Origin of the sequence: Vibrio halioticoli NBRC 102217 (assembly GCF_000496695.1) — a bacterium.
Classification (GTDB): Bacteria; Pseudomonadota; Gammaproteobacteria; order Enterobacterales; family Vibrionaceae; genus Vibrio; species Vibrio halioticoli.
The window spans coordinates 1-25269 of the sequence record NZ_BAUJ01000070.1; the positions used below are offsets into that span (position 1 = coordinate 1).

Consider the following 25269-nt stretch of genomic DNA (forward strand, 5'->3'; position numbering starts at 1 on the left):
GACCAGTTATTTAGTACGATTGGTATAAAATAGACACGCTTTTATCTTTCACTCGAAATATCCATATTTAAAGGCACCCACTTCCTTTTTGAAGGGTACCATCATGAATATCTCAACGATGATGAGTTTAGGCTTTTTCATGTGCTAGAACAAAAGCAAGCCGTGAAATATCGCCAGAGAAAAGTGTCAAACTTAATATCCACTGAAATATCTCAATAGAATCATGGCACAATTATCTGACCGGTTTATTAACACAATATAAGGTACATCATGACTAAGCTAACCATCGTGGCTAACATTATCGCTAAACAGGATAACGTTGAGCTGATCAAATCAGAGCTATTAAAACTAATCGATATTACTCGCGCAGAAGAAGGTTGCCTTAGCTACGATCTTCATCAAGACAATGAAAAACCAGCCCATTTCCTATTTTTCGAAAACTGGGCATCTCGTGAATTATGGCAAGTGCACATGAACACTCAACACCTAGCGGATTTCGTAACGGCTACCGAAGGAGCTATTGAGACATTCGAAGTGAATGAAATGACTCATATTGGCTAATACTGCTCATAGGCAACAACTAGTAAAATATAATCCCAGAGCTTACATACTCTGGGATTTTTGTTTATAGACTCTATTAACAGTATTTGTTAACTTTAGCCCAAATACACCCTCTACTTAGTACCACCAACACTATGCAAATCCGTCAAATCAGCGCCAGCTCTACCCTAGCTATACGTCATCAAGTGCTTTGGCCAAATAAGCCAATAGAGTTTTGTCAGGTAGAAGATGATGAACTGGGCATACACTTTGGCGCATTTGAAAACGAACAACTGGTATGCGTAGCTTCGGTATTTATCACCGACAGCCGTGCTAGACTGCGCAAGTTTGCCACCTTGCCCTCAGAGCAAGGCAAAGGCATTGGCACGGCAATGATCCGCCATATTATTGAGTATTTAACCCAGCACAATATCGATGTATTTTGGTGTGATGCCCGTGAATCGGCGCTCGATTTCTACCATAGATTTGACATGCACACCGAGGGAGAGCGCTTTTATAAAAGCGAGGTGGCGTATTTTAAAATGGTATTAAACATGCCCAAGGCTCAGCGTTAAACCTAGATATACGCTATAAATCATCAGCGTCAAATCTAGCTCGGCGAGCTTCCACCAGCGAGCATTGAGTCAGTTCCATCAATTCAGATAAGGTCATGTTTGGATCTTCAACTAACAACCGCTTCAAGCGCTGTTGCGGAGATTCCAACTTATCTTGATGCAACTGCAGTGCAGGTGTAATTTTTCGAATCATAAATGCTAGCGATTCAGGATGCAGCGTATTAATACACTGGCAAAACGCCTGTATCTGCAATGCCTCACCACTGATCATCCAATTACGACTGCGACGCACCCTTTTTAATTGGCAAGCGTGTTGCTGTGCCAATAACTTTGCTTCTTGTACCGCATCTCCGCCTACTCTGTGTATTAGAGAAGGCAGTGAAATGTTTATAGTTGTATCAATCACAAACCACCATTGAGTGACAGTGTAACTTGAGCGCAATTAAGATCGTTATTAAGAGCAGAGTTCTTAACTAAAGGTACTGATATATAGCGCTTCAACCTTATCTCTCGCCCATTGAGTTTTTCTTAAAAACTTCAACGATGACTTAATCGAAGGATCATTACTAAAACAATTCACACGCACTTCGGCGTACAAACCACTCCACTGGTAATGCTCAACTAATCGAACTAAGATTTTTTCTAAAGAAAGCCCGTGTAATGGGTTGTTGGGTTGTTGCTGTGTCATAATCAATGTCCGTTTAAGGATTTTTTAAAATTGTGCACAATGTGACTCTAAATCAAAGACGATGCAATCAAAATTCGTCATTATGCGCACTTTCTGATACACATAACGTTAAGTTGGCCTATCCCATGAAATTACTCGCAGACAAAACTGGAGAACTTTTTCTTGAAATCATCGAGCAACAAGGTGATTCCGTGACAGTGCAGTTCATCAGCAACGAAGGCAAACACAAAGGTAAACCTTTCGTCGATACTTTAACTGGGTTATTTCTGGCCGGATGGACACACCGTTCAACCTCAACGGCAATTGGACTGCAACGTTTTAAACAAGGAATACTGCAAGATGCAAAAGTCAGCTTTGCCCTGCACCAACTCTTTCCTTTGGGGCGTAAAGTAAAATTGCCCAATGGCACTGTCGGTATTATTGCAAGCTATGCTAACACGCATACAGATGGCTATTTTATGTACCTGCGTATCGAAGGTACGTTACATCGCCATAAAATCACCCCTGACTGGCAACTGCTACCTTCAGAAAAATTATTACTGCTACCTTACTACCCTGCACCTTTAACAAAGGCTGAAAAGAAAGCGATACAAGAGTACGATGCATGGGCGGGTGGATTTTAACTTGGTATTCGCAGATTAACCTGAGACAATCCGTCTCGAATCAATTTATTAAGGTCAAAGATGAAACTTTTAGTTCGTAACCTGTCACGCCAAATGACTGAACATGAAATTCGTGTTCTATTTACCGAGCACGGTGAAGTGTCCGTATGCAACCTAGTCCTCGATCAAGAGACAGGGCTTTCTAAGGGCTTTGCATTCGTAGAAATGCCAGACGCAGAACAAGCTAAAGCAGCAATAACAGCACTTGACCAAAGCACAGTGCAAAAAAGCAAAATACGCGTCAAACTCGCTAAAAACTAGCACGGTTGATATAAAAAACGCCAGCTCACAATGAGCTGGCGTTTTTATTTGCATTCAATTACTTAGTAAAAACTACTGCTATTTGGTTCAGAAAGCGTTAATACAGCAGAGCAGCCCAGTAGCACAACTTTTAGTCCTAATACCGCACTCACCACAAATACACCATCAACCGACAAACCACTAATAAGCATCGCTAAACAAATCAATGTCACCATAAGATCTATAGCGGGCAACACTAAGCATTTAACACTACGTTGGCGTACAGTTCGTACAATGGTAGACACTTCATCTAATAGAAAATAACCGATAACCATAGCCGCAATCATAAACAGGGCGTGGTCTGAAGATAAGTTAATCGCGTAAGCGGCTGCAAATAACAATACAATTAAGGCTGCGTATCCTTTAAACCCTTTCGCATTCACCACTTGTTGTAATGAATAACCACCGGTAGAAAGAAGGAGCATAAGAACAACGGCCATACTAGATAGGCCAATAGTGAAGAGTTGAATGAAAATTTCACGAGGTATTAAAGGGAAAGCCATTGTGACAAAGCCAACAGCAATAGTGCCAACACCGGCTCCTACTCGTACGCGGGTATCGTTGCTGAAATCGAGAACAACATCGTTTTTAGTTTTGGCATCATGAACAGGTGGTTGATTAAAAGTGTGAATTGACATGAGCAAGTCCTTGTTTAACAACGTAAATATACGTCATCAGGTAATAGGTCAATCGTACTTGCTAAATATTACACCCTCGTCTCAAACCATTATTAGTTCATTCATTTAGATTTACTAACTTGCAAAACAGTCAAAACATACCCCATATCTCGACAAACCTTCACTGATTTGAGTGAACTTGATAGTGGGTGCAACATCTAGTAGTACTAAAAGCACCCACAACATTGTTGTAAGTGCTTTTAAAACCAAATTATTACTGGGTGGACAATTCCCTTAACAGTGGAAAGGCTTGCTTGGTTTTTTCTTTTGTAGCAACGAATCCGATCATCACGTCTTCTTCATTAAATGCTTTTGCTACAATACCATCAGCTTGTACATCTAGGTTCCAACGACTTACAGCACGTTCTAAAGTTGTGCCGCCAATCTGAATCGGATAACTAGGTGTTTTTACCTTAACCATCATATTAGGTAGTACCACAGAGGTACGTTCACCCAGTAGCGTTTTCGCTAATGACGATGCACTAATAACGGTTGGTTGAAGATAGGCTCTTACTTGGCCATTCTGCTCGGCACAATCACCCAGTGCGTAAATATCTTCACAAGACGTTTGCATGGCATCATCCACACAAATCCCTCTATTAGTAGATATACCCGCATCTTTCGCTAAAATAGTGTTTGAAATCAAGCCGGTACAAACTATTACTTCATCAACGTTGACTACATCGCCGTTGTCTAACAATAACACAAAACCTGCATCAGTTTTTGAGACCTGTTTCACGCCTTGACCTAATTTCAGGTCAACATTCATTGATCTCATCGATTGATCAAGCTTCAAAGCAATAAGCTCAGGCAATTGGTTGGACATTAAACGAGCACTTGGCTCAGATAATGTCACTTTTTTGTTAGCAGATGCAAGATCCATACTGATCTCAACACCGATCAAACCGCCACCAATTACCATCACAGATTCAGCTTTATTCAATCGCGCTTCGTATTGAGCAAACTCTTGTAAGCTGTTCAGCGTGATAGGTTGGCTCTCTTTTAAACCCTCAATAGGTGGCATAAAAGGTTTTGCACCCGTTGCTAATACTAAACTTGAGTAAGCAAAACTGTTGTCGTTTGCTACTACTACTTTTTGCTCAGTATCGATGTTGCTTACAAAGTGCTCTGCACACAATTCAATGTTTTGCTGCTCTACAAACTCGCTTGCTGTAGCAGTGATTAAATCTGCTGGCGATTGTTGTTTTGAAACAACATGGCTCAAATCTGGCTTGTTGTAATCATGACCTTCATCAGCAGTAATTACGCGGATAGGCACTTCTGCATTAAAACGGCGCAGTGTTTTAACAAGTTGGTAAGCGGCAAAGCCGCTACCAATGATAGTAATTGGATTCATAACAGTCCCCTTAGCGGTTGTGTACAGCAAAAACGTCTTTGCCTAGGTTACAATCTGGGCATAGGAAGTAATCTGGAACGTCGTTCCATGCTGTACCTGGTTCTACGCCTTGGTTTGGTTCGCCGATTGCTGGATCGTATACCCAGTTACAAACTGTACAAATCATGCATTGGCAATCATCGCCGTGAGATTCTTGAGCTGCAGCTGCTGGCTTAGCCGCTGGTACTGCTACAGACAATGGTTGAACTTCTGCTTCTTCAACAATCATTGGTTGAACGTTTAATTCATGTAGAGCCCATTGTTTTGCCACTTGTTGGCCGTGTGCACGACAAATGCGCATTGCTTTGCCATCTGGACGCCATTTGCTCTTAAGGCCAGCAACAGTTTCAAAACCTGCATCTGTTAAACGAGAGTGGATACGGTCAACCGCGCCGCCATTCCAGCCGTAGCTACCGAATGCGCCCGCTTTTTTCTGTTTGAAACGTAGACCAGTAATTTCTTCTAGCATGCCTGCTACTTTTGGCATCATTACGTTGTTCATTGTTGATGAACCAACCAAAATACCTTTAGAGCGGAAAACCTGCGCTAGGATTTCGTTTTTGTCTTGGCGAGAAACGTTAAATACTTTAACGGCTACACCTGGATCAACGTCATGGATACCTTGTGCGATAGCATCTGCCATCATGCGAGTGTTGTTTGACATTGAATCATAGAAAATAGTAATGCGATCTTCTTGATAATTATCAGCCCACTCCAAGTATTTCTCGATGATTTGTACAGGGTTTTCACGCCATACAATACCGTGAGAAGTTGCAATCATATCTACAGGTAGATTGAAGCTTAGAACTTCTTTAATTTTAGCAATTACTAGGTTGCTAAATGGAGTTAGGATGTTTGAGTAGTAACGTAAGCACTGCTCCATCAATTCAGCTTGGTCAACTTCGTCATTGAACAAGTGCTCATCACAGTAGTGCTGACCAAATGCATCGTTACTGAACAAGATTGCATCGCCTGTTAGGTAAGTCATCATGCTGTCAGGCCAATGCAACATTGGAGATTCAACAAACACAAGTTGCTTGCCGTTACCAATATCTAAGCTATCGCCTGTTTTAACTGTGTTGAAGTTCCACTCAGGGTGATGATGGTGGCCAACAATTGAATCAATCGCAGCTTCAGTACAGTAAATAGGAGTGTTCGGAATACGCTCAAGTAATGCAGCCAATGCACCAGCGTGATCTTCTTCAGCGTGGTTAACTACGATGTAATCGATAGTGTTCAGATCAATTTCCATTTCAAGGTTTTGTAGGAATTGATGACTGAAACGATGATCAACAGTATCGATTAGTACTGTTTTTTCTTCGCGGATAAGGTAACTGTTGTAACTCGTACCTTTCGTCATTTTAAATTCTGTACCGTGGAATTCTTGAATTTCCCAGTCGCGTTGGCCAACCCAGTGAACGTTATTTTTTACATGAATAGTCATTTTATATGCCTTGTTGCTATATTTTTTAAATTAGAATTACTCTTGTAATAGCATTAAGCGTGCCAACTTTTTAAGGTGTTGATAAATAAGGTATTTATATTTTACCCATTGTTTTCATTGTATTATTGACAACTAGTATTCATTGTTTTTTTGATAAGAATTGTAAATATGACAATCATGAACAGCATCAATTTGGCATCCAACAAAAAAAAACGCAGCAGCCTTAACATAAGTTAAGGCTGCTGCGTTTTTTAAACGTGAATACCTGCCATTGTCAGTGATTATGACAGGTGCTAAACATTAAAAAGTCATCTATTTACCAATAGTTCTCTGAACTGAAGTGACCAGACTTTCTTCTTAAGTGCTTATTGTATCCCCTATCCGTTAAACTCTGGGCACTGTCTCGCACCATTGCAGGATTACCACACAAATAGACAAAGCTCTTATCCATATCTAGCTTTAGACCTGCATGAGACTCTAAAATGCGCTTCTCAATTAAATGCGGCACTCTGCCCTGCAAACTACCTGGAACTTCTTCTCTAGAAACAATTGGGATGTATTGGAATTTTTCTCCATACTTTAACTGCAGCGCAGACACCACTTCTTTATAGACTAAATCTTCTTCGTAACGCACTGCATGCACTAGTACCACATCGGTATAATGATCAGGAAACTCGTCAGATTGCAGCATAGAGAAATATGGACCAATCCCCGTCCCTGTTGCAATCAACCACAGTTCGGTCGCTTGTGATGGAATTTCCTCTAGGGTCATAAAGCCCGCACACTGTTCGCCAACCATCACTTGATCACCGGAATAGAGTGTATGTAAATTTGGCGACAATGCGCCATCAGGATCGGCGATGATAAGGAATTCTAATTCGCCGGTTGCGTAATAGTTTTCAGGTGAGTTCACGATAGAATACGCCTTACGTAGAAACTCTCCGCTATTATCATACATACCTAGTTTAGTGAATTGACCTGCCACATATGACAAGCCTTCAACTTTAACTCGTAATGAAAATAAACGTGCTGTCCAGTCCACTCTTGAAACTACTGAACCACAAACAAACCCAATATGTGGAGTCATCACGCCTCACCTCTGTTGATTTTATTCGATTAAACTTAGTACAAACATACGCAATAAGTATGCCAACTAAAATTTATACTTAAAATTCAATGCGTTAAATTTGCGCACCTTATTTCCTTGTCATTATGATAACAGACTTTGCTATATCTAAATGACAAAACCTTGTTATACTGACAAAATAATAATTAAGGAATAACGTTTAATGGCACAATATAAAAGTGAATGGATACAAGTTGCGCGCGATATTACTTCTGGGATATCAGAGCAAGACCGCTTTGAACGTCTACTTGTCACCATACGAGATATGTTGCAATGTGATGCAGCTGCCTTGTTATTGTTTCAGAAACAAAACTTTATTCCTCTTGCGATTAACGGCCTAAGTGAAGATGTATTAGGTCGCCGCTTTAACATAGAACAGCATCCAAGGCTTGAAGCTATTGCAAGAGCCGGTGATATTGTGCGCTTTCCACCGGACAGTGATCTTCCCGACCCATACGATGCCCTCATTCCAAACCACGCGCAAAAACTGGAAGTACACTCCTGCATCGGTTTACCCCTGTTTCAAGAAGACCGATTAATTGGCGCAGTCACCATAGATGCCTTTGACCCGACTCAATTTAATGATTTTCCAGATGATGATTTTCGTTTGATCAGTGCGCTTGCCGCCAATAGTTTGCACACGGCCCTGTTGGTCGCAAAGTTGGAAGAAAACATTGGCGTAACCTCAGCACCTAAAAGCAAGAGAGCCAAATACGCACAACTGGATTTCATTGGCCAGTCACAAGGGATTATTGAACTTAAATCTCATATCTCTGCCGTGGCCAATACTGATTTATCGGTTCTGATCATGGGGGAAACGGGTGTGGGTAAAGAGTTGGTTGCGCACGCTATTTACTCGCAATCAAATCGCAAAGATGAATCCTTTGTCTATCTTAACTGTGCAGCTTTGCCTGAGTCAGCCGCCGAAAGTGAGTTATTTGGACACATTAAAGGGGCGTTTACTGGTGCCATTAGTGATCGTAAAGGTAAATTTGAACTTGCTAACAAAGGTACGTTATTTCTTGATGAGGTAGGCGAATTATCGTTGGCGCTACAAGCAAAACTGCTTCGTGCGTTGCAATATGGTGATATCCAGCGCGTGGGTGACGACAGCAATATCAAAGTCGATGTGCGCATTATCGCCGCGACTAACCGCACCATGCATGAGGAAGTTAAAGAAGGTAATTTCCGCTCCGATCTCTACCACCGTTTAAGTGTATTCCCAATTTTTGTGCCACCATTGCGCGACCGAGAAAAAGATGTGATTTTATTAGCAGGCTTTTTTGCCGAGCAGTGCCAACACAAACTGAATCTCTCTAGCATTACATTAGATGGTGACGTATTGGTTTTACTGCAAAACAATCCTTGGGAAGGGAATGTACGTGAACTTGAGCACGCCATCAATCGTGCCAGTGTTATTGCCAAAGCAGAAAGTAATGCCCCGCATTTAATATTAAAAGCACATCATTTTCAGTTTGCTCATTCTGATCTGACTGAATCGAATACAAACACAGCAATAAGCGCGCCCAGTGATGCGCCGCTACTGCCTGTCGAACAGTTCCAAGACTTACCGCTAAAAGAGGCCACTGAGCAATTTCAAATGAAATTAATCCAATCGGCCTATTTGACCAACGAACAAAAACTCAGTGCTACCGCCAAACAACTGGGTCTCAACCCTGGAAATTTACACCGCTTAATGAAACGACTCGGTTTAAAATAATCTAGCTAAGTACACGCCTTAATTATGAGCGGCAGAGACAATCAAGATCATGATCATTGATAAGACCTGTCGCTTGTAAAAATGCATACAAGGTGGTGCTACCTAAGAATTTAAAGCCCTTCTTTTTCAAATCTTTGGCAAGTTGATCGGATAGCGCCGAGGTGGCAAGCGGTGTATCCCCTTTCGCACGAACATCGATAGGTTTATTGTCCACATACCCCCAGATAAACTGGCTAAAACTGCCATATTCAGCTTGGATTTGTAGAAACAGCTTCGCATTATTGATGGCGGCTTCTATTTTGGCTCGATTACGAATAATCGCGCTATCTTGCATCAATTCTTCTACTTTAGCGGGCGTAAATGTCGCCACTATAGCGGGATCAAAATCTGCAAATGCTTTTCGATAGCCCTGACGCCTTTTTAAGATGGTGTACCAGCTCAATCCTGCTTGCGCTGACTCTAGAATTAAAAATTCAAAGAAGACTTTATCGTCGAAAACAGGAACGCCCCACTCTTTATCATGATATTCCACATAATCAGGCTTACTTTCATCTAACCAAAAACATCGCGTCATTACCTTGCCCCTTTCACAAATTGTCTTCTTCCTTTTACAAAAAAGGCTGACAATCTGCCAGCCTTTAAAAGAATAACGCTTATTGAACGATTACGCTTTCACAACATCGATTTTATGGAACATTCGATACAGTACCGGCACAACAATAAGCGTCAGTACCGTTGCAAAGCCTAAACCAAACATGATGGTTACTGCCATTGGCTTAAAGAAAATATCCGGAAGCAGTGGAATCATACCCAAAATGGTAGTAATTGCCGCCATACATACCGGACGTACACGACTTAACGCCGCTTCTACAATAGCAAGGTAAGGCTCTTTTCCCGACTTCATTTCCAACTCAATTTGATCGATAAGCACGATGCCATTTTTAAGTAACATCCCCGATAAGCTCAAGAAGCCAAGTAGCGCCATAAAGCCAAATGGCGTATTAAGCACCAGCAAGCCGGTGGTTACGCCAATTAATGCCAGTGGCACGGTTAACCAGACAATCAAAGGTTCTTTAACGGAGTTAAACAAGAACACCGTAATTAAGAACATGAACAGATAACCCATTGGCATGCTGGAAAATAATGAGCCTTTCGCTTCATTGGATGACTCATATTCTCCGCCCCATTCTAAGCTGTAACCTGGTGGCATTTCGATAGCTTCGATCTTACCTTGGATTCTGGCTTGTAGGGTCGCAGCAGTTTCATCACCTAAAATATCGGGATCAGCAAACACGGTCAGCATGCGCTTTCTGTTTTTACGCACAATCAAAGGATCTTCCCAACGCACTTCATTCCCTAACGTGATTTGCTGCAATGGAATGTAGTCGTTAAGCACCGGACTCCATATTTTCATACCTTCAATGCTTCTAAAGTCGATACGCTCTTTTTCCGTAAGGCGAGTCACAATTGGCATTAAGGTTGTGCCATCGCGGTACACCCCAACCGTTAAGCCCGAGAAACTCATCTGCAAAAAGTCATCCATATCGTTTTTGCTAATGCCGTAACGACGAGCCTGACTTTCGTTAAATAAAGGTTCGATCACTTTGGTACGTTCACGCCAATCATGACGCACACCCGTAGCCCCCGGATCGGCATTTAAAATATCCACCACTTGCGCAGCGATGCCTCGCATAACCGTTGGATCAGAGCCTATGATTCTCGCCTCAATTTTTGCCCCGCCACTTGGCCCGAGCTCAATTTGTTTAAGCTTGTAATCAATTTCGGGGAAGTGATTAGACACATAATCTTGGTATTTCTGCATGATGTCGTGCAGCACTTCATAGCTTTCAACGCGAGTGACAATTTCACCATAAGCGGCGTAACTTTTCTCTGGTGTATAAGTGAGCATGAAACGAGCCAGACCTTTGCCCGAAGTCGTAGTCACCGCTTCTACACCGTCTTGTTGTAATAACCAACTTTCAATGGCTTTTAGCTTGGTATTAGTCACACGAATGTCGCTGCCTTCGGGTAACCAAACATCAGATAAAAACATCGGCGTGGTTGAGGATGGGAAAAAGGCTTGCTTGATAAAACCAAACCCATAAATACTGGCCGCCAGTGCCAACACTAAGGTACCCATCGTCAGCCACGCTCTGCGCATACAAAACTCTAGGAACTTCTTGTACCACACAAACAAAAAGCCGTTGTATGGGTCATCATCGGCATTGCCTTTGAACTTTTGCCCTTTAAAGAACATATCCGCAAAAAACGGGGTTAATGAAATGGCAGTAAACCAAGACAACATTAAAGAGATCAGCAGTACCGTAAATAAGGTTCGACAGTATTCACCGGTAGAATCTTCAGATAATCCAATTGGCGCAAAAGCGGTAACTGCAATCACAGTCGCGCCCAGTAGCGGCCATTTGGTTTGAGTGACAATATCAGTTGCCGCTTGTAGGCGTGTTCGCCCTCGCTGCGTGCCGACCAATATGCCCTCCACCACCACAATGGCGTTATCCACCAGCATCCCCAATGCGATAACCAATGCACCCAAAGAGATACGTTGTAAGTCGATGGCAAAATACTTCATGAACACAAACGTGCCCAGTACTGTCACTAGCAAAATCAAACCAATTAACAGCCCAGAGCGCAGCCCCATAAAGAACAGCAGTACAATAATCACTATCGCCACCGCTTGCCCTAAACTCACCACAAATCCACTGACCGATTTATCGACTTCTTTAGGTTGGCTGTATATTTCCGAAATGGAAATACCCACTGGCTGCTGATACTTCAGCTCAGCCAAACGCGCGTCTAGCTTTTTGCCGATGTCTACAACGTTGACACCCGCATTAAAGGATACGCCCATGTTGAGCGCAAAATTTCCGTTGTAGTTAACGATGTTAACGGGTACATCAATGTAGCCGCGTTTAACCTCAGCCACATCACGCAGATAAATAAGCCCTGAATTTTCTTTGGCTGAATCGGTGATGATTAAATCACCCAGTTGTTCCACGTTTTTAAATTCGCCCGTAGGATGGATGCGAATATATTCATCCCCGATCACCACCGCACCCGCAGGCGAAATAGTATTTTGCGTATTCAAAAGGTTAGTGACAGTACTTGGGGAAATACCCAAAGTATTCAAACGCTTCATCGACATTTCGATAAAGACTTGCTCTTGTTGATCCCCAGAAACTGCGACTTTACTGACGCCATCCACTAGCTCAAGCTCACGGCGCAGATAATCAACGTAATCCAGCAGCTCTTTGTATGAATACCCTTCTCCGGTCACGGCAAGTAGTACCCCATACACATCACCAAAGTCATCAATTACCGATGGCGTATTCACTCCCGGCGGAAGACTGCCCTCTAAATCGGTAACTTTACGGCGCAATTCATCCCATATTTGTGGCAAATCATCAGGGCCGTAATTGTTTTTCATGGTTACCGTAATTTGTGATAAACCACGGCTAGAGATGGAATTGACTTCATCTACATAAGTTAATTGCTGAATGGCTTTTTCTAAGGGATAGGTGACCTCTTCTTCTACTTGTTGCGGAGTCGCTCCCGGATAGCTAGTGACAACCATGGCATCTTTGATGGTAAAGGCCGGATCTTCTAAGCGCCCTAGTTCAAAGAAAGACGCAATGCCACCAAAAAAGAAGATTAAGGAGATCATCCAACTGATCACCTTATTCTTTATGAAGTAGGCTGCGATTCCCTTGCTGCCATCATCATTTTGCTGCTCTAGATTATTCTGGCTCATAGAACAGCCTCCTTCTTAATCACTTCCACTACCGATCCCTCTCGTAGTTTCGATAAGCCTTTGACGACAATTTGTTCTGCGCCTTGTAGACCACTGATAACTTGTACCGTTTTATCGCGCATTTTGCCCAGTTTAATGAGCTGTTTTCGGACCTTATTCCCTTCTAATACCCAAACGTAGGTTTCACTACGATCAAGAGAGTCACCATCGGTATTCACCACAGCGCTAAGGGGAATATCTGAACCAAAGCTCACATTTAACCCGGCATCACTGCTTTTCGCGGTCACTTCTAACGCCATGCCATCTAAAATAATTTCATTGTCTGGCATTGGCATAATTAAAGTCAGGTTATAAGTACCGGTGGCAGGGTCAGGTTCGGTGGTAAATTCTTTGATTTTGGCATCATACACATTGCCACTTTCAACTTTGACCTTGGCCGTCACCCTACGTAAATCACGCTGAGTCGGCTGATGTACAAATAAACGATCAGGAACTTGAATCAACACCTCTACGTCGTCGGTACTGTGAATGTTTACGATCTGTTGTCCCACCTGAATGTTTTCAAAACGATCAACATTCACCCGTGAGATAATTCCATCAATCGGTGCTTTTAAGGTGGTAAATTTGAGATACAGCTCTGCCAGTTTTAAATCAACTAAGGCGATGCTTCTTTGTGCGGCTAATTCATCAAATTGGGATTGAGCGAGCAAGCCTTTCGCTACTAGAGGTTTAGAACGTTTGTACTGGCTATTTATCGCGGCGTAACTGGCTCTTGTATTATCCACCGCAATTTTAAAATCGCGCGGATCGAGTTGAGCAAGCAAATCACCTTTTTTTACTCTGTCCCCTTCATTCACGACTAACTCTGAAATTTCTCCAGAGACTTGAAAGCTAAGATGCGAACGCAACGCCGCTTGTGCTACAGCAGGAAAATAAATGCGGTCACTGGCTTCTGGCTTACCCAACTGCAACACTTCAACTTTCGATACATGTTGAATTGGTTCGACTACGGCTTTTTCACAACCTACTAACGCAATGGCAAGCGCAGCCAATAGACAAACTCGACCAAGCCTGTTTATTTTGCTCATCATAAACCTCTCTCCTTGATCCACTCTCTCACCTTCATCCCTGATTTGAGCTCTTTTACCCCAGAGACAATGATTTCATCGCCATCACTAAGCCCTGACACTACCGCACCTAATGAACTAAGTGAGACTGTCACTTGTTCTACTGTTGAATCTTGTTTTACTCGCCAAACGCATTGTTGATCGCCACAGGCGAATAATGAGGTTTGGGGGAGTTGTGAAGGTTTGGTTCTCGGTATCGTCATATGAATATTGCCTGACATACCCGGCAATATTCCCAAATCCTTTGGACGCTCCATAATCATGGTGACTTTGTAGCTTCCGGTAGAATTATCCGACTCAGTATCAATTTCTTGAAAAGTCAGTGGGAATTTTTGATTTGGAAATGAATCAAATACCATGTACGACTGCGTCGCAGTATTTTGATCAAAGCTATTTAACATAGAATCTGGCAGTGGGAAGATGACTTTCAATAACTCGTTTGATTGAATATTCATCACCCCTTGTTTTGCCGCAACGTACTCGTGATTATCGATGTTAATCAGCGAGATGGTGCCTTCAAATGGGGCTATCAGTTTGGTATAGCTGTAATTGGCTAAGGCTTGATCGTAATTTGCTCTAGCAGATTTATGTTTTGCTCTAGCTTGATCAAACTCTTGCTCTGACACCACTTTATCGGCAATCAGTTTTTTACTTCGATCAAATTGCACCGTTGCAAGGTCATAGTTCGCTTTGGCTTGCATGCGAAGCAGCTTATATTCTTGGTCGTCAAGCACGGCCAGCACGTCGCCCTTTTTCACCTCTAATCCTGCGATTGCAGGAAGTTCCAATAGCTCACCAGGAACCCTAAAAGCCAGCACCGCTCTATCTCCAGCAGCCGAGCTAGCCGGAAAGATACGTTCAAAGCTTTTATCTCCTACAGAAACTGTAAGAAATTTAGCCGGACGAGACTCAGGTTCCGAAATGGTGGCTTGCTTTTCACCACAGGCGACAGTGCCAAACACAGCAAAGAGCACAACAAACCAGTTAGTACGCATAATATTCCCTTATTCAGCGACATTAAGAGTAATCATATATGTATCAAGATGTTATATCTAGGTTGCAGTGTTATTTCTTTTTTGTTTTTTTGCTGCGTGGCGGTGAGTGATTTGGCTTTACATAGAATCGATGTCAGACGAAAGAGAGGCAAAAAGTAGAATTGGAAGATAAATAGTTAAGATGTTGTCTATCCACTATGGACTGCAAAAAAATGGCCATACATAAGTATGGCCATTTTATCGTTGCACGATAGCTTTTAAGCTTACTGTCTAAGACTCAGCTTGATGAAAAATTTGTTCAGTTTTCAACTCGGTCATTGCACGGATTTGACGCCAAATATAATAAAAAATACCCAACATCATTAACATGCTTGGGATAGCAATCACTGGATAACTATATAGAGTCAATTTACCCAACTCTTCATTGAAAGCCGCAGTTCCGGCAGGGCTGGTCACAATGTAAGTGGCTAGCACATAATTCATTATCGAAGAGAAGGCGAAAGTACTGGCAAAAAAGTAATTTGAGTTCATCAAACAGCGGTCAAATGCTTGCTCATTCCCCGACTCTTTTAAACGCTCTTCAATCAGAGACAGATTCAAAATCGATTTATTAAACACCAGCTTTTGCATCAATGGATGACGAGTGAATGTCGAGCCAAGTACTGCGATGCCAATTAACCCAGGGATTAATGCTTCTTTAAACGCTAACCACTGCGTATCTAATTCAAGTAAACCGATACCGCCAGTTAAAAGGACACTGACAAAACCTAAAGCTGAGATAAAGTTAAACTTTTTGTCTCGAATCAGTTCCAAACCACCGTAAGCAACAGGAAAAGCCAGCGCCACTATCAGTGAATACACAGTGCCTAGATGTTCTTCTCCACTGAACTTCATTAAAATAAATGAAGGGATAAAGACATTAAACAGGATCTCAAAGAGTGGATTTGATTTCTTTTTACTCACGTTACTCATAATTTACCCATCTCAGGTACAGTATTCTTATTAAATGGTGAAGGATTGTTCCTTGGGTTGTTGTAAATGTAAAGTATTTAAGTTCAAAAATCGTAACAAAAAATGCGCAAGCCATCAGAGCTTCACATTGAAGATCAACAGTTCAGTCATTTACTCATATTTTCTATCATATCACTGCTATTTCAGTCTATAACCTCAATGGACCAATAACCAAAAAGCAATAAAGCGACATAAAGTGAACATTTTAAATAAGCAAATACGGCCATTTTCACATATCGATCAAAACTCAATCAAAACTCAATCAAAAACCATTTATTTGGACCAAAATTCACTCACATACAGGATAATTTAAACATGAACAACCGCCAAATGCGGTTAATTTACCACTTCTTGTTTAAACTTTGACATATGCCATCCTGTGACTATTCGACCCATTTTCCCTTACAAAACTGTCTTGTCAGTCACAAAAACTCATACAATATTATTGTAATCTTTTCGTCATCAAATAAAGAACACACTTAATGAGTGAGAAAAGATTATGAAAAAAATGTATCTAGCACTAGCTATCGCAGGTCTATTAGCAGGTTGTGCAACTCAAGGTAACAACGCTCCTAGCGCGACTCCAGCAAAAGCAACGGCAACAACAGCTATGGCAACTGGTGACAATCTAATCGTCGATCCACAAATTAGTGAGTTCCGTGCTAACAGTGGTAAAAGTGATGTTTGGGTTAAAGACGCAAACAAAAGTGAAGGCCTAGGCGATGTAGGTAGCTCTAAAGTTTCTGCATTCCAATCAGACGAAGGTTCTGCTCGTCTTCGCTTTGTAAGTGCAAACGATGACTTCTCTGCAACTCCTGGTCTACTACAAACAGTAAACGGCCTATCTGCTAACACCGATTACGTTTTCTCTTTGTACTTTGAAGACAGAAAAGGCGCAATGTCTCCAACTGAACTGATCGCAGGTGTTGAAGGCATCAACGGTAAAGTTATTGAAGAAAAAACAGTGAGCGCAGCTGACCTATCTGATGCCCCTCACGCTGACAGAAAATCATTCAAACAAGTGACTGTTGCATTCAACTCTGGCAACAACACTTCAGCAACTGTCTTTGCTAAGCTAAAACTTGCTGATAAATCTGCTCTAAACATGGATGGCAACATCGGTAAACAAACTGAAGTTCGTGTTGACGGATTCTCTCTAACAGCAAAATAATCTTACTGACTAAGACTATTTAGAGAACACTATTGAAAAGCGACAATCATGATTCATGATTGTCGCTTTTTTATTGATTGCCTAGTCCTGAAATGTAACCGCGACTCACTTACAAATTACGAAATTCGGCATGCGTTTTACGAGAATCCGAAGTAACAAATGCTTCCATGTCACGCAAAGTGACTTCCATCTCGGAAAAGTCTTGCTCCATAACGCTTAATAACTCTTTCGGCGCACGACCTGATTGCCAGGGTTTTTGCTTCATTTGATGATCAAACTGTTGTTGTCTGGTCTGAAATATCTGCGGAGTCTGTTTCTCTAACATCAAGCTAGTGGCAAAATACGCCAATATCATTAAAAATCCGCCTCCTAACAGAGTTGCCGAAACAAATAATATCCGCACAACCCAAACTTCAAAGCCAAATCGAGCCGCAATGCCTGCACATACACCGGTCAATTTACCTTTGTGTGTGTCTCTGTATAAGCCTTTCATTGTCCGGATCTCCAGTTTGGCGATTCCGCGTCTAATATTTTTTCAAGGTTTTCAATTCGCTGCTTCATAGTGACCGCTTTTTGCGATAACTGTTGCAGCTGCGCTCGCTCGCTTTCGGATAAGCCTTGGTTTAATTTACGCTTACTTCTGTAATGCAGTATTAGCCAAAGCGGCGCAACAAAAATTAAAAATACACTCAGTGGTACAGTGATCAGTGCTGTAGACATCTAACCCCCTAATAATTATTTATTAACGTTATCTTTCATTTTTTGCAGTTCTTTTTCTATCTCATCATCGGCTTGCAGTTGGGCAAACTGATCGTCTAAGTTTGATTCTTGGCCCATTTGATAACTATCGGCGTCAGCTTCTAATCGATCAATTTTTTGTTCGTACTGCTCAAACTTAGCCAAAGTGTCTTTGGTGCGGCTATTGTGCAAATGTTGTTGAATATCTTTGCGGCTCTTGGCAGTATTTTGACGCATAACCAGCGCTGATTGTCTGGCTCGGGTTTCATTGATTTTGTTTTCCAATTTGCCCACTTCATCACTCAATTTAGTAATGGTCTCGTCTAGCAATGTTTGCTCGGTTTGCAAAGACGCAAGCACTTTACTCATGCGCTGTTTTTCAATTAATGCCGCGCGGGCTAACTCTTCTCTTTCTCGACTCAATGCCAACGAAGCTTTTTGTTGCCAATCCCCTACTTGCTCTTCAACTTGGATAATACGTCGCTGCAAATCTTTACGCTCTGCCAACGCTTTTGCAGAGTTGGTGCGCACCTCAACTAAAGTATCTTCCATTTCTTGAATAATAAGACGAATCATCTTTTCTGGATCTTCGGCTTTGTCTAACAAAGAGTTGATATTTGAATTTACGATGTCAGCAAAACGAGAAAATATACTCATTTTGGTTCTCCTTAATCTACAGTGAACACAGCAATAAAGTGTCAGTAGTAAAACATCACGATGTAATATTGACGTTCTACGTTAACTATCCCAATTGCCTCTACTATCTTTGACTATCCAAATATCATGCCAAATTGTATCTGACCCCTTTTGCTTGACTCTCTTTTACTCAAATATGATCTACACAACACGTTAACGCTAGTGATTATGGGAGATATACAAAACCACTCATAAACCCAATCCAGATCCCACTCTGTGTTATGCAACACGAAATATTTTGACTTTGAAGGCAAATAGTAAATTATTAACCAATAATCGGTGAAAAATACCAACAGGCATAAAATGAAGCAGACACTCATTGGACAATCGAGCCCTTTTCTGGCTGTATTAGATAAAGTCTCAAAGTTAGCGCCTATTGAGCGCCCTGTTTTAATTATGGGTGAGCGAGGAACAGGCAAAGAACTCATCGCCCAGCGTTTGCACTATCTTTCCAAGCGTTGGGACCAGCCTTTAGTTAGCCTTAATTGCGCCACGTTAAATGAAGGCGTTGTTGATTCGGAGTTGTTTGGTCATGAAGCCGGTTCATTTTCTGGCGCAACCGGTAAACACTTAGGCCGCTTTGAACGCGCGGAAGGTGGCAGCTTATTTCTCGACGAACTGGCAACTGCGCCTACTTCAGTACAAGAGAAATTACTACGAGTGATCGAATACGGAGAATACGAGCGTGTTGGGGGTAGAAAAACCTTACAATCAAATGTCCGTTTAATTTGTGCCACCAATGTCAATCTTTTGCAACTGGCCAAGCAAGGTGATTTCCGCCATGATCTTCTCGACCGACTCGCCTTTGATGTGATTCATCTGCCTAGTTTACAGCAACGCCAAGACGACATTTTATTGCTAGCTGAGCACTTTGCCCTGCGTATGTGCCAAGAACTTGCACTGCCTCTGTTTGCAGGTTTTAGTTCGCAATGTCAGCAACAGTTGCTCGATTACCCATGGCCGGGGAATGTTCGTGAATTAAAAAACGTGATTGAGCGTGCGGTTTATTTAAATCCTCAGCCAAGCCAGCCTATTGCAGAGATTATCTTCAATCCCTTTCAAGCGCTTGCCACCATTGAAGATAAGCGTCATACGACGCCAAATCAGCAAGATATTGAAAATAAAATATTTTCTTTGCCTCTTGATTATAAAAACTGGCAACAAACACAAGATATAGAGTTGCTTAAACAAGCGTTAAAACAAGCACAACATAATCAAAAGAAAGCCGCAGGTCTGCTAGGCTTGAGTTATCATCAGTTTCGAGGAATGCTCAGAAAGTACAAAATGGTTTAAGATCAAGCGTTAACCTAATGGAGCTTACAGGATAGAAGTGTTAAATTATGCAGTTCATTTTCAAAGAGCAATCAATGGTACGTCAGAATATGCAGACGGATATCTGGAAAAAACTGAAACTTGGATTTCTAGGAGCGTGTTTCTTAGCCCTAACCGGCTGTGGAGAAGTCAACGTTTCTAATCAGATAAAACAAGATGGTTTCATTTTTTGTGGTCAAGGCACACCAAGCTCTTTTAATCCTCAGTTAGTGAATAACGACTTAGCGGCGGATACCGTTGCGCCGCAAATTTTCAATACCCTGATTCATTTTTCTAACCTTAATTCTAAGTTAGAGCCAATGCTCGCTAGCAGTTGGAGTGTGGATAAAACGGGGACTCGCTACCAATTTAACTTACGCAAAGACGTTTCATTTCAAACCACGTCTTGGTTTACCCCAACGCGTTTATTTAATGCACAAGATGTAGTGTTTACCTTCAAGCGTGTCATTGATAGCCATCATCCGTTCCACTACGTTGGTGGCGGTCACTATCCTTGGTTTGACGCCATCGGCTTTAAAAACATTTTAAAAGACGTTATCGCCATTGATGAGCACACTGTAGTCTTTGAACTCAATAAGCCTGACAACACCTTTTTGTCTAATCTTTCGACTACTTATGCCAGCATTCACTCTGCCGAATACGCCAATAATTTGATGAAAATTGACCAAAAACAACGCCTAGATCGTTACCCAGTTGGGACGGGGCCTTTTTATCTGGATCAGTTTAGCGTGAATGATTTTATTCGCTTACGTCGTAACCCTGACTTTTGGGGCTCCCCTGCTAAAATGAAGCAAGTGGTTCTAGATATCACCTCGCGTGGCACTGGCACATTGGCAAAGTTATTGCGTAATGAATGTGACGTACTGTTTTCACCACGTTCAAGCCAAATTCCAACCATTCAAGCGCACCCAGATCTTGAGTTACAGGCCTATCCTAGTATGAACGTGGCGTTTGTCGCCTTGCGTACTTTAAACCCAGCGCTCCATGACAGCCGAGTGCGTAAAGCGTTGAACCTTGCCATCAACCGTGACTCTATTATTGACTCAGTTTATTACGGCTATGGCGTACCCGCGTATTCAATATTGCCTCCAGAATCTTGGGCGTATGAGAAAAATTCGTCACAAGTTCGTTATGACCGGAATTATGCACGAGCCCTGATTCGTGACGCGGGTTATGCCAACGGACTGGAGCTTTCTATGTGGGTATCCCTTGAACCTACCGCTTACAATCCAAGCCCGAGAAAAGTCGCTGAATTGCTTCAATCCAACTTTGCCGATATTGGTGTAAAACTGAAAATTTTCTTAGATGAGCGCTCAACGTTTCAAAGCATCGCTGACGCGGATTTAATTCTTTCTGGATGGAGCGCCGATACTAGCGACCCTGATAACTTTTTCAGACCACTATTATCATGCAACGCCGATCATACTACGGTAAATATTGCGTCTTGGTGTAATGCCGACTTTGATTCCATCATTGATTTGGCTAAAGAAACCAAGCAAAGACGTTATCGTTTGAACTTGTATCATCAAGCACAAAACTTGCTTGATGAAGAAGTCCCTATTATCCCTATTGCGCACGGTATGCAATTTAGAGCAAAACACAAAACATTAAAGGGCTTTAACGAGAACCCATTTAATACCCTGAGTTTTGAAAACGTTGAGAGGAGAAAATAGTGTTTATTTACGCCGTTCGACGTTTAAACTTATTCATCATCACATTACTGATCTTAACCTTAGTGGGCTATAGCATTTTACGTCTAGACCCTACTTCACCTTGGGCCATTTCTGATTTTTGGCAAGGATGGACGCTTTATTTACAAGAGATCAGCCATTTAAACTTTGGCACTACCGCGCAAGGACAACCTGCATTTGAAGAAGTTAAAGCCGTATTCACAGCTACATTAGAATTATGCTTTTTTGCTTTCATTTTGGCATTGTGCATAGGTTTACCGTTGGGAACACTTGCCGGAGTAAGACAGAATAAATGGTCAGATAGATTAATTTCGTTCTTTTCTATGGCAGGATATTCAGCGCCTTTATTTTGGGTGGCACTGTTATTGGTGATGCTATTTTCACTGCGCCTTGAATGGTTGCCTATTTCAGGTCGCTATAACCTTTTGTACGACATTCCGCACATTACCGGCTTTGCCATGATTGATGCATGGCTAAGTAATAGCCCTAATCGAGAAGCCGCCTTTGCCAGCGTTGTCATGCATTTAATTTTACCCGCTCTAGTTCTCGCCTTGGCACCCACTACGCATTTTATTCGCTTGATGCGCGCCTCAGTTGCCGACGTCATCGGTAAAAATTACATTCGTGTGGCACGCATTAAAGGTTTGTCCCAATTAGAGATCATCCTGCAACATGTCTTGAGAAATGCGATCCCCCCTATCATTCCACTGATAGGCGTTCAGCTATCAAGCATGCTGACCTTTGCCATCATTACCGAATCCATTTTTAACTGGCCGGGCATTGGCCGTTGGTTACTGGATGCGGTTGCCAATCGTGATTACGTCTCGATACAGGCAGGCGTAATGGTGGTTGCCAGTTTTGTATTGGCGACACAAATTTTATCAGAGCTGATTGGCACTGTGATTAATCCACTAGCAAGAAAGGAATGGTATGCTAAACACTAGCGTTTATCTCGAAGAGAGCATACCCACGCAAAGAGAACGTTTCTGGCGTCACTTCAGAAGCAATAATTTAGCGATGTTTGGGTTATGGAACCTTGGTTTCATCTTTATCATTACGTTAATTTCACCGCTTATTGCGCCTCACGATCCGTTGGCGCAATCGTCGGTATTGCTGCAGGCCCCTTCTTGGGCAAAAGAAGGCAGCATTGAATATTTCCTTGGCACCGATGATTTAGGGCGCGACATTTTATCGCGCCTATTAATGGGCTCACAAATTACACTAGGCTCAGCGATCTCGATTACCTTAATCGCCGCCTTTATTGGTTGTTTTATTGGCGCATTAGCCGGAATGACCAAAGGATTACTGTCCAGTATCCTAAACCACATCTTAGATACCGTAATGTCGATCCCTTCATTATTATTGGCGCTGATTTTTGTGGCCTTTTTAGGCACCGGCATGACCTCAATTATGATGGCTATTTGTCTGGCACTGATCCCAAGATTTATTCGTAGTGTGTATCAAACCATTCATGCTGAAGTCGAAAAAGACTACATCATGTCGGCAAAACTCGATGGTGCTGATAACTGGTATTTACTGACCGTATCCATTCTACCCAACGTTTTAGCACCCATTACCGCAGAATTTACCTTTGCCTTAACCGTCGCGCTTCTTGATATCACCGCACTAGGCTTTTTAGGCTTAGGTGCACAAGCACCAAGCCCCGAATGGGGCGCGATATTAGGCGATTCGGTAGAGCTTATCTATCTTGCGCCTTGGACAGTAGTACTACCAGGACTGGCTATTATGTACAGCGTAATCAATATCAACCTTGTTGGTGAAGGCATTCGTGATGCCTTAAATGCGGGAGTCGAATAATGCCAGTTTTAGACTTTAGACACGTCACCATTGAAATTGAAACTCCACAAGGTATTGTTAAAGCAGTAGACCGCATGAGCCTCACTATCAACGAAGGTGAAATTCGTGGCTTGGTGGGTGAATCCGGTTCAGGTAAAAGTCTATTGGCAAAAGCCATTGTTGGACTGGCAAAAGACAACTGGAAAATTACGGCCGATAGAATGCGTCTGGGCGATGTCGACTTGTTGGCACTCAAGCCCAAAGAGCGACGTAAAGTCATTGCGCGTGAAATTGCGATGATTTTTCAAGAGCCATCCACTTGTCTTGATCCTAGTGAACGTGTCGGCCAACAGTTAGCCGAATCGATTCCTTCACGCACTTTCCAAGGCAAACTTTGGCAGCGTTGGGGTTGGCGCAAAAAGACATCAATTGCCCTACTGCATAAAGTAGGTATTAAAGATCACTCACGAATCATGCGCAGTTACCCTTACGAGCTAACCGATGGTGAGTGTCAAAAAGTAATGATCGCTATGGCCATTGCCGCTAAGCCTAAAATTCTGGTGGCCGATGAACCTACTAATGACCTTGATCCTATTACACAGACGCAAATTTTAAAATTACTCAGCCGTATGAATCAACTTCACAACACGACCATTATTTTGATTGGGCATGATCTTGCCGCCATTACTCAGTGGGCGAAAAAAATCACGGTTATGTATTGTGGACAAAGTGTCGAATCTGCGCCAACTGAACGCTTGATGAACGGCGCTAAGCACCCGTACACTCAAGCCCTGCTTGAAGCACTTCCTGATTTTAGTGGCCGTCTTCCGCACAAACAGAAGTTACAATCTCTGTCGGGAAGTATTCCACCGCTGCAGCATTTGCCGATTGGTTGTCGCCTTGGACCTCGCTGCCCTTACGCGCAACACAAATGCGTCAAAGCGCCGTTTTCTAAAAAAGAAAAGGGCCACAAGTACAACTGTCACTTCCCTCTTAATACTAAGGTTGTTGAATGAGCTCATTATTAGAGGTGAGAAACCTAAGCAAAACTTTTGTTAACCGTTATGGCTTGTTTAGAAAACAACATTTTGAGGCGGTAAAACCTGTCAGCTTTACCTTAGAGCCGGGGCAAACTTTAGCGTTAATTGGACAAAACTCATCGGGGAAATCCACTTTAGCCAAGATGATTGCAGGCGTAATTGAGCCGAGCTCAGGTGAAATTTTTGTGAATGGCGAAAAGCTTGAGCACAAAGATTATTCCACGCGTTGTAAGCTGATTCGAGTCGTGTTTCAAGATCCCAACTCTTCACTGAATCCGCGCATTCAAATTGGGCGAATTTTAGAAGGGCCGCTTAAAAGAAACACCGCCATGACGCCAGAGGCGCGCAAAAAACGAGTCATTAGCACCTTAAAACGAGTCGGTCTGCTGGCTGAACATGCCTATTTTTATCCGCAAATGTTAGCTGCAGGACAAAAGCAAAGAGTCTGTATTGCCAGAGCATTGATTTTGCAACCATCGATCATCATTGCCGATGAAGCGCTCAACGGTTTAGACATGGCGATGCGCTCGCAGATCATCAATTTATTATTAGAACTGCAAGACGAAATGGGGCTGTCATTTATCTATGTATCCCAACAAATAGGCATTGTTAAGCACATTTCAGATAAAGTAATGGTGATGGCAAACGGTGAAGTGGTAGAGGCTGGTGATACCCAGCAAGTGCTCTCAGATCCTGCGCACCCTATTACTAAAAAGCTGGTGGATAATCACTTCTTTAAAGCGCCAAACTATTCGAAGTAATACCAATCACACT

26 protein-coding genes are annotated in these 25269 nt (G+C 42.3%); 12 read left to right on the forward strand and 14 right to left on the reverse strand.

Annotated elements, in window-relative coordinates; genetic code table 11:
* The first annotated feature begins 270 nt into the window (after window positions 1-270).
* Window positions 271-561 carry a putative quinol monooxygenase gene (locus VHA01S_RS16280; protein WP_023405437.1) on the forward strand — a complete coding sequence of 97 codons (291 nt, stop codon included), beginning with the start codon at window positions 271-273 and terminating at the stop codon, window positions 559-561.
* 134 nt (window positions 562-695) lie between these two features.
* Window positions 696-1115 (forward strand): GNAT family N-acetyltransferase, encoded by a 420-nt coding sequence (locus VHA01S_RS16285; protein WP_023405438.1) that lies wholly within the window; start codon window positions 696-698, stop codon window positions 1113-1115.
* Window positions 1116-1128: 13 nt separating this feature from the next.
* Here the strand turns inward: VHA01S_RS16285 and VHA01S_RS16290 are convergent, their stop codons facing one another.
* On the reverse strand, window positions 1129-1521 hold the full coding sequence (locus VHA01S_RS16290; protein WP_039971227.1) for a ribosome recycling factor family protein: 393 nt from the start codon (window positions 1519-1521) through the stop codon (window positions 1129-1131).
* Window positions 1522-1584: 63 nt separating this feature from the next.
* Window positions 1585-1803 (reverse strand): VF530 family protein, encoded by a 219-nt coding sequence (locus VHA01S_RS16295; RefSeq protein ID WP_021713097.1) that lies wholly within the window; start codon window positions 1801-1803, stop codon window positions 1585-1587.
* Between the two features lie 125 nt (window positions 1804-1928).
* On the opposite strand from VHA01S_RS16295, the gene VHA01S_RS16300 reads away from it, so the two are divergent.
* Both VHA01S_RS16300 and VHA01S_RS16305 read left to right on the forward strand, forming a co-directional pair.
* Window positions 1929-2426, forward strand: coding sequence for a hypothetical protein (locus VHA01S_RS16300; protein ID WP_023405440.1), 498 nt, complete (start codon window positions 1929-1931; stop codon window positions 2424-2426).
* A 60-nt stretch (window positions 2427-2486) separates the two neighbouring features.
* A complete protein-coding gene (locus tag VHA01S_RS16305) occupies window positions 2487-2726 on the forward strand; it encodes an RNA recognition motif domain-containing protein (RefSeq protein ID WP_023405441.1) in 240 nt (79 codons plus the stop codon).
* Window positions 2727-2788: 62 nt separating this feature from the next.
* On the opposite strand, the gene VHA01S_RS16310 is transcribed toward VHA01S_RS16305, so the two are convergent.
* The 4 genes from VHA01S_RS16310 to VHA01S_RS16325 form a co-directional block, all read right to left on the reverse strand.
* On the reverse strand, window positions 2789-3403 hold the full coding sequence (locus tag VHA01S_RS16310; protein ID WP_023405442.1) for a hypothetical protein: 615 nt from the start codon (window positions 3401-3403) through the stop codon (window positions 2789-2791).
* Window positions 3404-3656: 253 nt separating this feature from the next.
* A complete protein-coding gene (norW, locus tag VHA01S_RS16315; RefSeq protein WP_023405443.1) occupies window positions 3657-4799 on the reverse strand; it encodes an NADH:flavorubredoxin reductase NorW in 1143 nt (380 codons plus the stop codon).
* A 10-nt stretch (window positions 4800-4809) separates the two neighbouring features.
* A complete protein-coding gene (gene norV / locus VHA01S_RS16320) occupies window positions 4810-6282 on the reverse strand; it encodes an anaerobic nitric oxide reductase flavorubredoxin (RefSeq protein WP_023405444.1) in 1473 nt (490 codons plus the stop codon).
* A gap of 316 nt (window positions 6283-6598) precedes the next feature.
* On the reverse strand, window positions 6599-7369 hold the full coding sequence (locus tag VHA01S_RS16325) for a ferredoxin--NADP reductase (RefSeq protein WP_039971230.1): 771 nt from the start codon (window positions 7367-7369) through the stop codon (window positions 6599-6601).
* A 202-nt stretch (window positions 7370-7571) separates the two neighbouring features.
* Here VHA01S_RS16325 and norR point away from each other — a divergent pair, with 202 nt between their 5' ends.
* The gene (gene norR, locus VHA01S_RS16330) at window positions 7572-9128 is read left to right on the forward strand and encodes a nitric oxide reductase transcriptional regulator NorR (RefSeq protein WP_023405446.1); all 1557 of its coding nucleotides are present in this window, start codon (window positions 7572-7574) and stop codon (window positions 9126-9128) included.
* A 22-nt stretch (window positions 9129-9150) separates the two neighbouring features.
* On the opposite strand, the gene VHA01S_RS16335 is transcribed toward norR, so the two are convergent.
* The 5 genes from VHA01S_RS16335 to VHA01S_RS16355 all read right to left on the reverse strand — a co-directional run bounded on the left by VHA01S_RS16335 (window position 9151) and on the right by VHA01S_RS16355 (window position 15991).
* On the reverse strand, window positions 9151-9702 hold the full coding sequence (locus tag VHA01S_RS16335) for a DNA-3-methyladenine glycosylase I (RefSeq protein ID WP_023405447.1): 552 nt from the start codon (window positions 9700-9702) through the stop codon (window positions 9151-9153).
* A 90-nt stretch (window positions 9703-9792) separates the two neighbouring features.
* Window positions 9793-12897 carry an efflux RND transporter permease subunit gene (locus tag VHA01S_RS16340; protein WP_023405448.1) on the reverse strand — a complete coding sequence of 1035 codons (3105 nt, stop codon included), beginning with the start codon at window positions 12895-12897 and terminating at the stop codon, window positions 9793-9795.
* Entirely contained in the window at window positions 12894-13988 is a 1095-nt protein-coding gene (locus VHA01S_RS16345) for an efflux RND transporter periplasmic adaptor subunit (protein ID WP_023405449.1), read from the reverse strand. Before VHA01S_RS16345 ends, VHA01S_RS16340 begins: the two co-directional genes overlap by 4 nt.
* On the reverse strand, window positions 13985-15019 hold the full coding sequence (locus VHA01S_RS16350; protein ID WP_023405450.1) for an efflux RND transporter periplasmic adaptor subunit: 1035 nt from the start codon (window positions 15017-15019) through the stop codon (window positions 13985-13987). The genes VHA01S_RS16345 and VHA01S_RS16350 overlap by 4 nt, the downstream gene beginning before the upstream one ends.
* Before the next feature lie 270 nt (window positions 15020-15289).
* The gene (locus VHA01S_RS16355; RefSeq protein WP_023405451.1) at window positions 15290-15991 is read right to left on the reverse strand and encodes a VC0807 family protein; all 702 of its coding nucleotides are present in this window, start codon (window positions 15989-15991) and stop codon (window positions 15290-15292) included.
* A 538-nt stretch (window positions 15992-16529) separates the two neighbouring features.
* Between VHA01S_RS16355 and VHA01S_RS16360 the strand changes: the two genes are divergently transcribed.
* On the forward strand, window positions 16530-17201 hold the full coding sequence (locus VHA01S_RS16360) for a hypothetical protein (RefSeq protein WP_023405452.1): 672 nt from the start codon (window positions 16530-16532) through the stop codon (window positions 17199-17201).
* A gap of 109 nt (window positions 17202-17310) precedes the next feature.
* Here the strand turns inward: VHA01S_RS16360 and pspC are convergent, their stop codons facing one another.
* From pspC to pspA, 3 genes are read right to left on the reverse strand one after another with little or no spacing between them, the layout of a single operon-like run.
* Complete coding sequence (gene pspC / locus VHA01S_RS16365; RefSeq protein ID WP_023405453.1) at window positions 17311-17694, reverse strand: envelope stress response membrane protein PspC; 384 nt, start codon at window positions 17692-17694, stop codon at window positions 17311-17313.
* A complete protein-coding gene (gene pspB, locus VHA01S_RS16370; RefSeq protein WP_023405454.1) occupies window positions 17691-17921 on the reverse strand; it encodes an envelope stress response membrane protein PspB in 231 nt (76 codons plus the stop codon). Before pspB ends, pspC begins: the two co-directional genes overlap by 4 nt.
* Window positions 17922-17936: 15 nt before the next feature.
* Complete coding sequence (gene pspA / locus VHA01S_RS16375; RefSeq protein WP_023405455.1) at window positions 17937-18596, reverse strand: phage shock protein PspA; 660 nt, start codon at window positions 18594-18596, stop codon at window positions 17937-17939.
* 342 nt (window positions 18597-18938) lie between these two features.
* Here pspA and pspF point away from each other — a divergent pair, with 342 nt between their 5' ends.
* The 6 genes from pspF (at window position 18939) to VHA01S_RS16405 (ending at window position 25256) form a co-directional block, all read left to right on the forward strand.
* On the forward strand, window positions 18939-19928 hold the full coding sequence (pspF, locus tag VHA01S_RS16380; RefSeq protein WP_023405456.1) for a phage shock protein operon transcriptional activator: 990 nt from the start codon (window positions 18939-18941) through the stop codon (window positions 19926-19928).
* Window positions 19929-20017: 89 nt separating this feature from the next.
* Entirely contained in the window at window positions 20018-21640 is a 1623-nt protein-coding gene (locus tag VHA01S_RS16385; protein WP_039971235.1) for an ABC transporter substrate-binding protein, read from the forward strand.
* Window positions 21640-22602, forward strand: a complete 963-nt coding sequence (locus VHA01S_RS16390; protein ID WP_023405458.1) for an ABC transporter permease — start codon at window positions 21640-21642, stop codon at window positions 22600-22602. The genes VHA01S_RS16385 and VHA01S_RS16390 overlap by 1 nt, the downstream gene beginning before the upstream one ends.
* The gene (locus VHA01S_RS16395; RefSeq protein WP_023405459.1) at window positions 22589-23476 is read left to right on the forward strand and encodes an ABC transporter permease subunit; all 888 of its coding nucleotides are present in this window, start codon (window positions 22589-22591) and stop codon (window positions 23474-23476) included. The genes VHA01S_RS16390 and VHA01S_RS16395 overlap by 14 nt, the downstream gene beginning before the upstream one ends.
* Window positions 23476-24471 carry a peptide ABC transporter ATP-binding protein gene (locus VHA01S_RS16400; RefSeq protein ID WP_023405460.1) on the forward strand — a complete coding sequence of 332 codons (996 nt, stop codon included), beginning with the start codon at window positions 23476-23478 and terminating at the stop codon, window positions 24469-24471. The genes VHA01S_RS16395 and VHA01S_RS16400 overlap by 1 nt, the downstream gene beginning before the upstream one ends.
* Window positions 24468-25256, forward strand: a complete 789-nt coding sequence (locus VHA01S_RS16405; RefSeq protein ID WP_023405461.1) for a peptide ABC transporter ATP-binding protein — start codon at window positions 24468-24470, stop codon at window positions 25254-25256. The genes VHA01S_RS16400 and VHA01S_RS16405 overlap by 4 nt, the downstream gene beginning before the upstream one ends.
* The last annotated feature ends 13 nt before the right edge of the window (window positions 25257-25269 follow it).

Coding starts and splice junctions, on each gene's coding strand:
- VHA01S_RS16345 (WP_023405449.1), bottom strand. CDS start 13,988: ATGATGAGCAAAATAAACAGGCTTGGTCGAGTTTGTCTATTGGCTGCG.
- VHA01S_RS16395 (WP_023405459.1), top strand. CDS start 22,589: ATGCTAAACACTAGCGTTTATCTCGAAGAGAGCATACCCACGCAAAGA.
- norR (WP_023405446.1), top strand. CDS start 7,572: ATGGCACAATATAAAAGTGAATGGATACAAGTTGCGCGCGATATTACT.
- VHA01S_RS16350 (WP_023405450.1), bottom strand. CDS start 15,019: ATGCGTACTAACTGGTTTGTTGTGCTCTTTGCTGTGTTTGGCACTGTC.
- VHA01S_RS16285 (WP_023405438.1), top strand. CDS start 696: ATGCAAATCCGTCAAATCAGCGCCAGCTCTACCCTAGCTATACGTCAT.
- norW (WP_023405443.1), bottom strand. CDS start 4,799: ATGAATCCAATTACTATCATTGGTAGCGGCTTTGCCGCTTACCAACTT.
- VHA01S_RS16325 (WP_039971230.1), bottom strand. CDS start 7,369: ATGACTCCACATATTGGGTTTGTTTGTGGTTCAGTAGTTTCAAGAGTG.
- VHA01S_RS16310 (WP_023405442.1), bottom strand. CDS start 3,403: ATGTCAATTCACACTTTTAATCAACCACCTGTTCATGATGCCAAAACT.
- VHA01S_RS16385 (WP_039971235.1), top strand. CDS start 20,018: ATGCAGACGGATATCTGGAAAAAACTGAAACTTGGATTTCTAGGAGCG.
- VHA01S_RS16305 (WP_023405441.1), top strand. CDS start 2,487: ATGAAACTTTTAGTTCGTAACCTGTCACGCCAAATGACTGAACATGAA.
- VHA01S_RS16355 (WP_023405451.1), bottom strand. CDS start 15,991: ATGAGTAACGTGAGTAAAAAGAAATCAAATCCACTCTTTGAGATCCTG.
- pspC (WP_023405453.1), bottom strand. CDS start 17,694: ATGAAAGGCTTATACAGAGACACACACAAAGGTAAATTGACCGGTGTA.
- VHA01S_RS16400 (WP_023405460.1), top strand. CDS start 23,476: ATGCCAGTTTTAGACTTTAGACACGTCACCATTGAAATTGAAACTCCA.
- VHA01S_RS16280 (WP_023405437.1), top strand. CDS start 271: ATGACTAAGCTAACCATCGTGGCTAACATTATCGCTAAACAGGATAAC.
- VHA01S_RS16335 (WP_023405447.1), bottom strand. CDS start 9,702: ATGACGCGATGTTTTTGGTTAGATGAAAGTAAGCCTGATTATGTGGAA.
- pspA (WP_023405455.1), bottom strand. CDS start 18,596: ATGAGTATATTTTCTCGTTTTGCTGACATCGTAAATTCAAATATCAAC.
- pspB (WP_023405454.1), bottom strand. CDS start 17,921: ATGTCTACAGCACTGATCACTGTACCACTGAGTGTATTTTTAATTTTT.
- VHA01S_RS16295 (WP_021713097.1), bottom strand. CDS start 1,803: ATGACACAGCAACAACCCAACAACCCATTACACGGGCTTTCTTTAGAA.
- norV (WP_023405444.1), bottom strand. CDS start 6,282: ATGACTATTCATGTAAAAAATAACGTTCACTGGGTTGGCCAACGCGAC.
- VHA01S_RS16340 (WP_023405448.1), bottom strand. CDS start 12,897: ATGAGCCAGAATAATCTAGAGCAGCAAAATGATGATGGCAGCAAGGGA.
- VHA01S_RS16300 (WP_023405440.1), top strand. CDS start 1,929: ATGAAATTACTCGCAGACAAAACTGGAGAACTTTTTCTTGAAATCATC.
- pspF (WP_023405456.1), top strand. CDS start 18,939: ATGAAGCAGACACTCATTGGACAATCGAGCCCTTTTCTGGCTGTATTA.
- VHA01S_RS16360 (WP_023405452.1), top strand. CDS start 16,530: ATGAAAAAAATGTATCTAGCACTAGCTATCGCAGGTCTATTAGCAGGT.
- VHA01S_RS16405 (WP_023405461.1), top strand. CDS start 24,468: ATGAGCTCATTATTAGAGGTGAGAAACCTAAGCAAAACTTTTGTTAAC.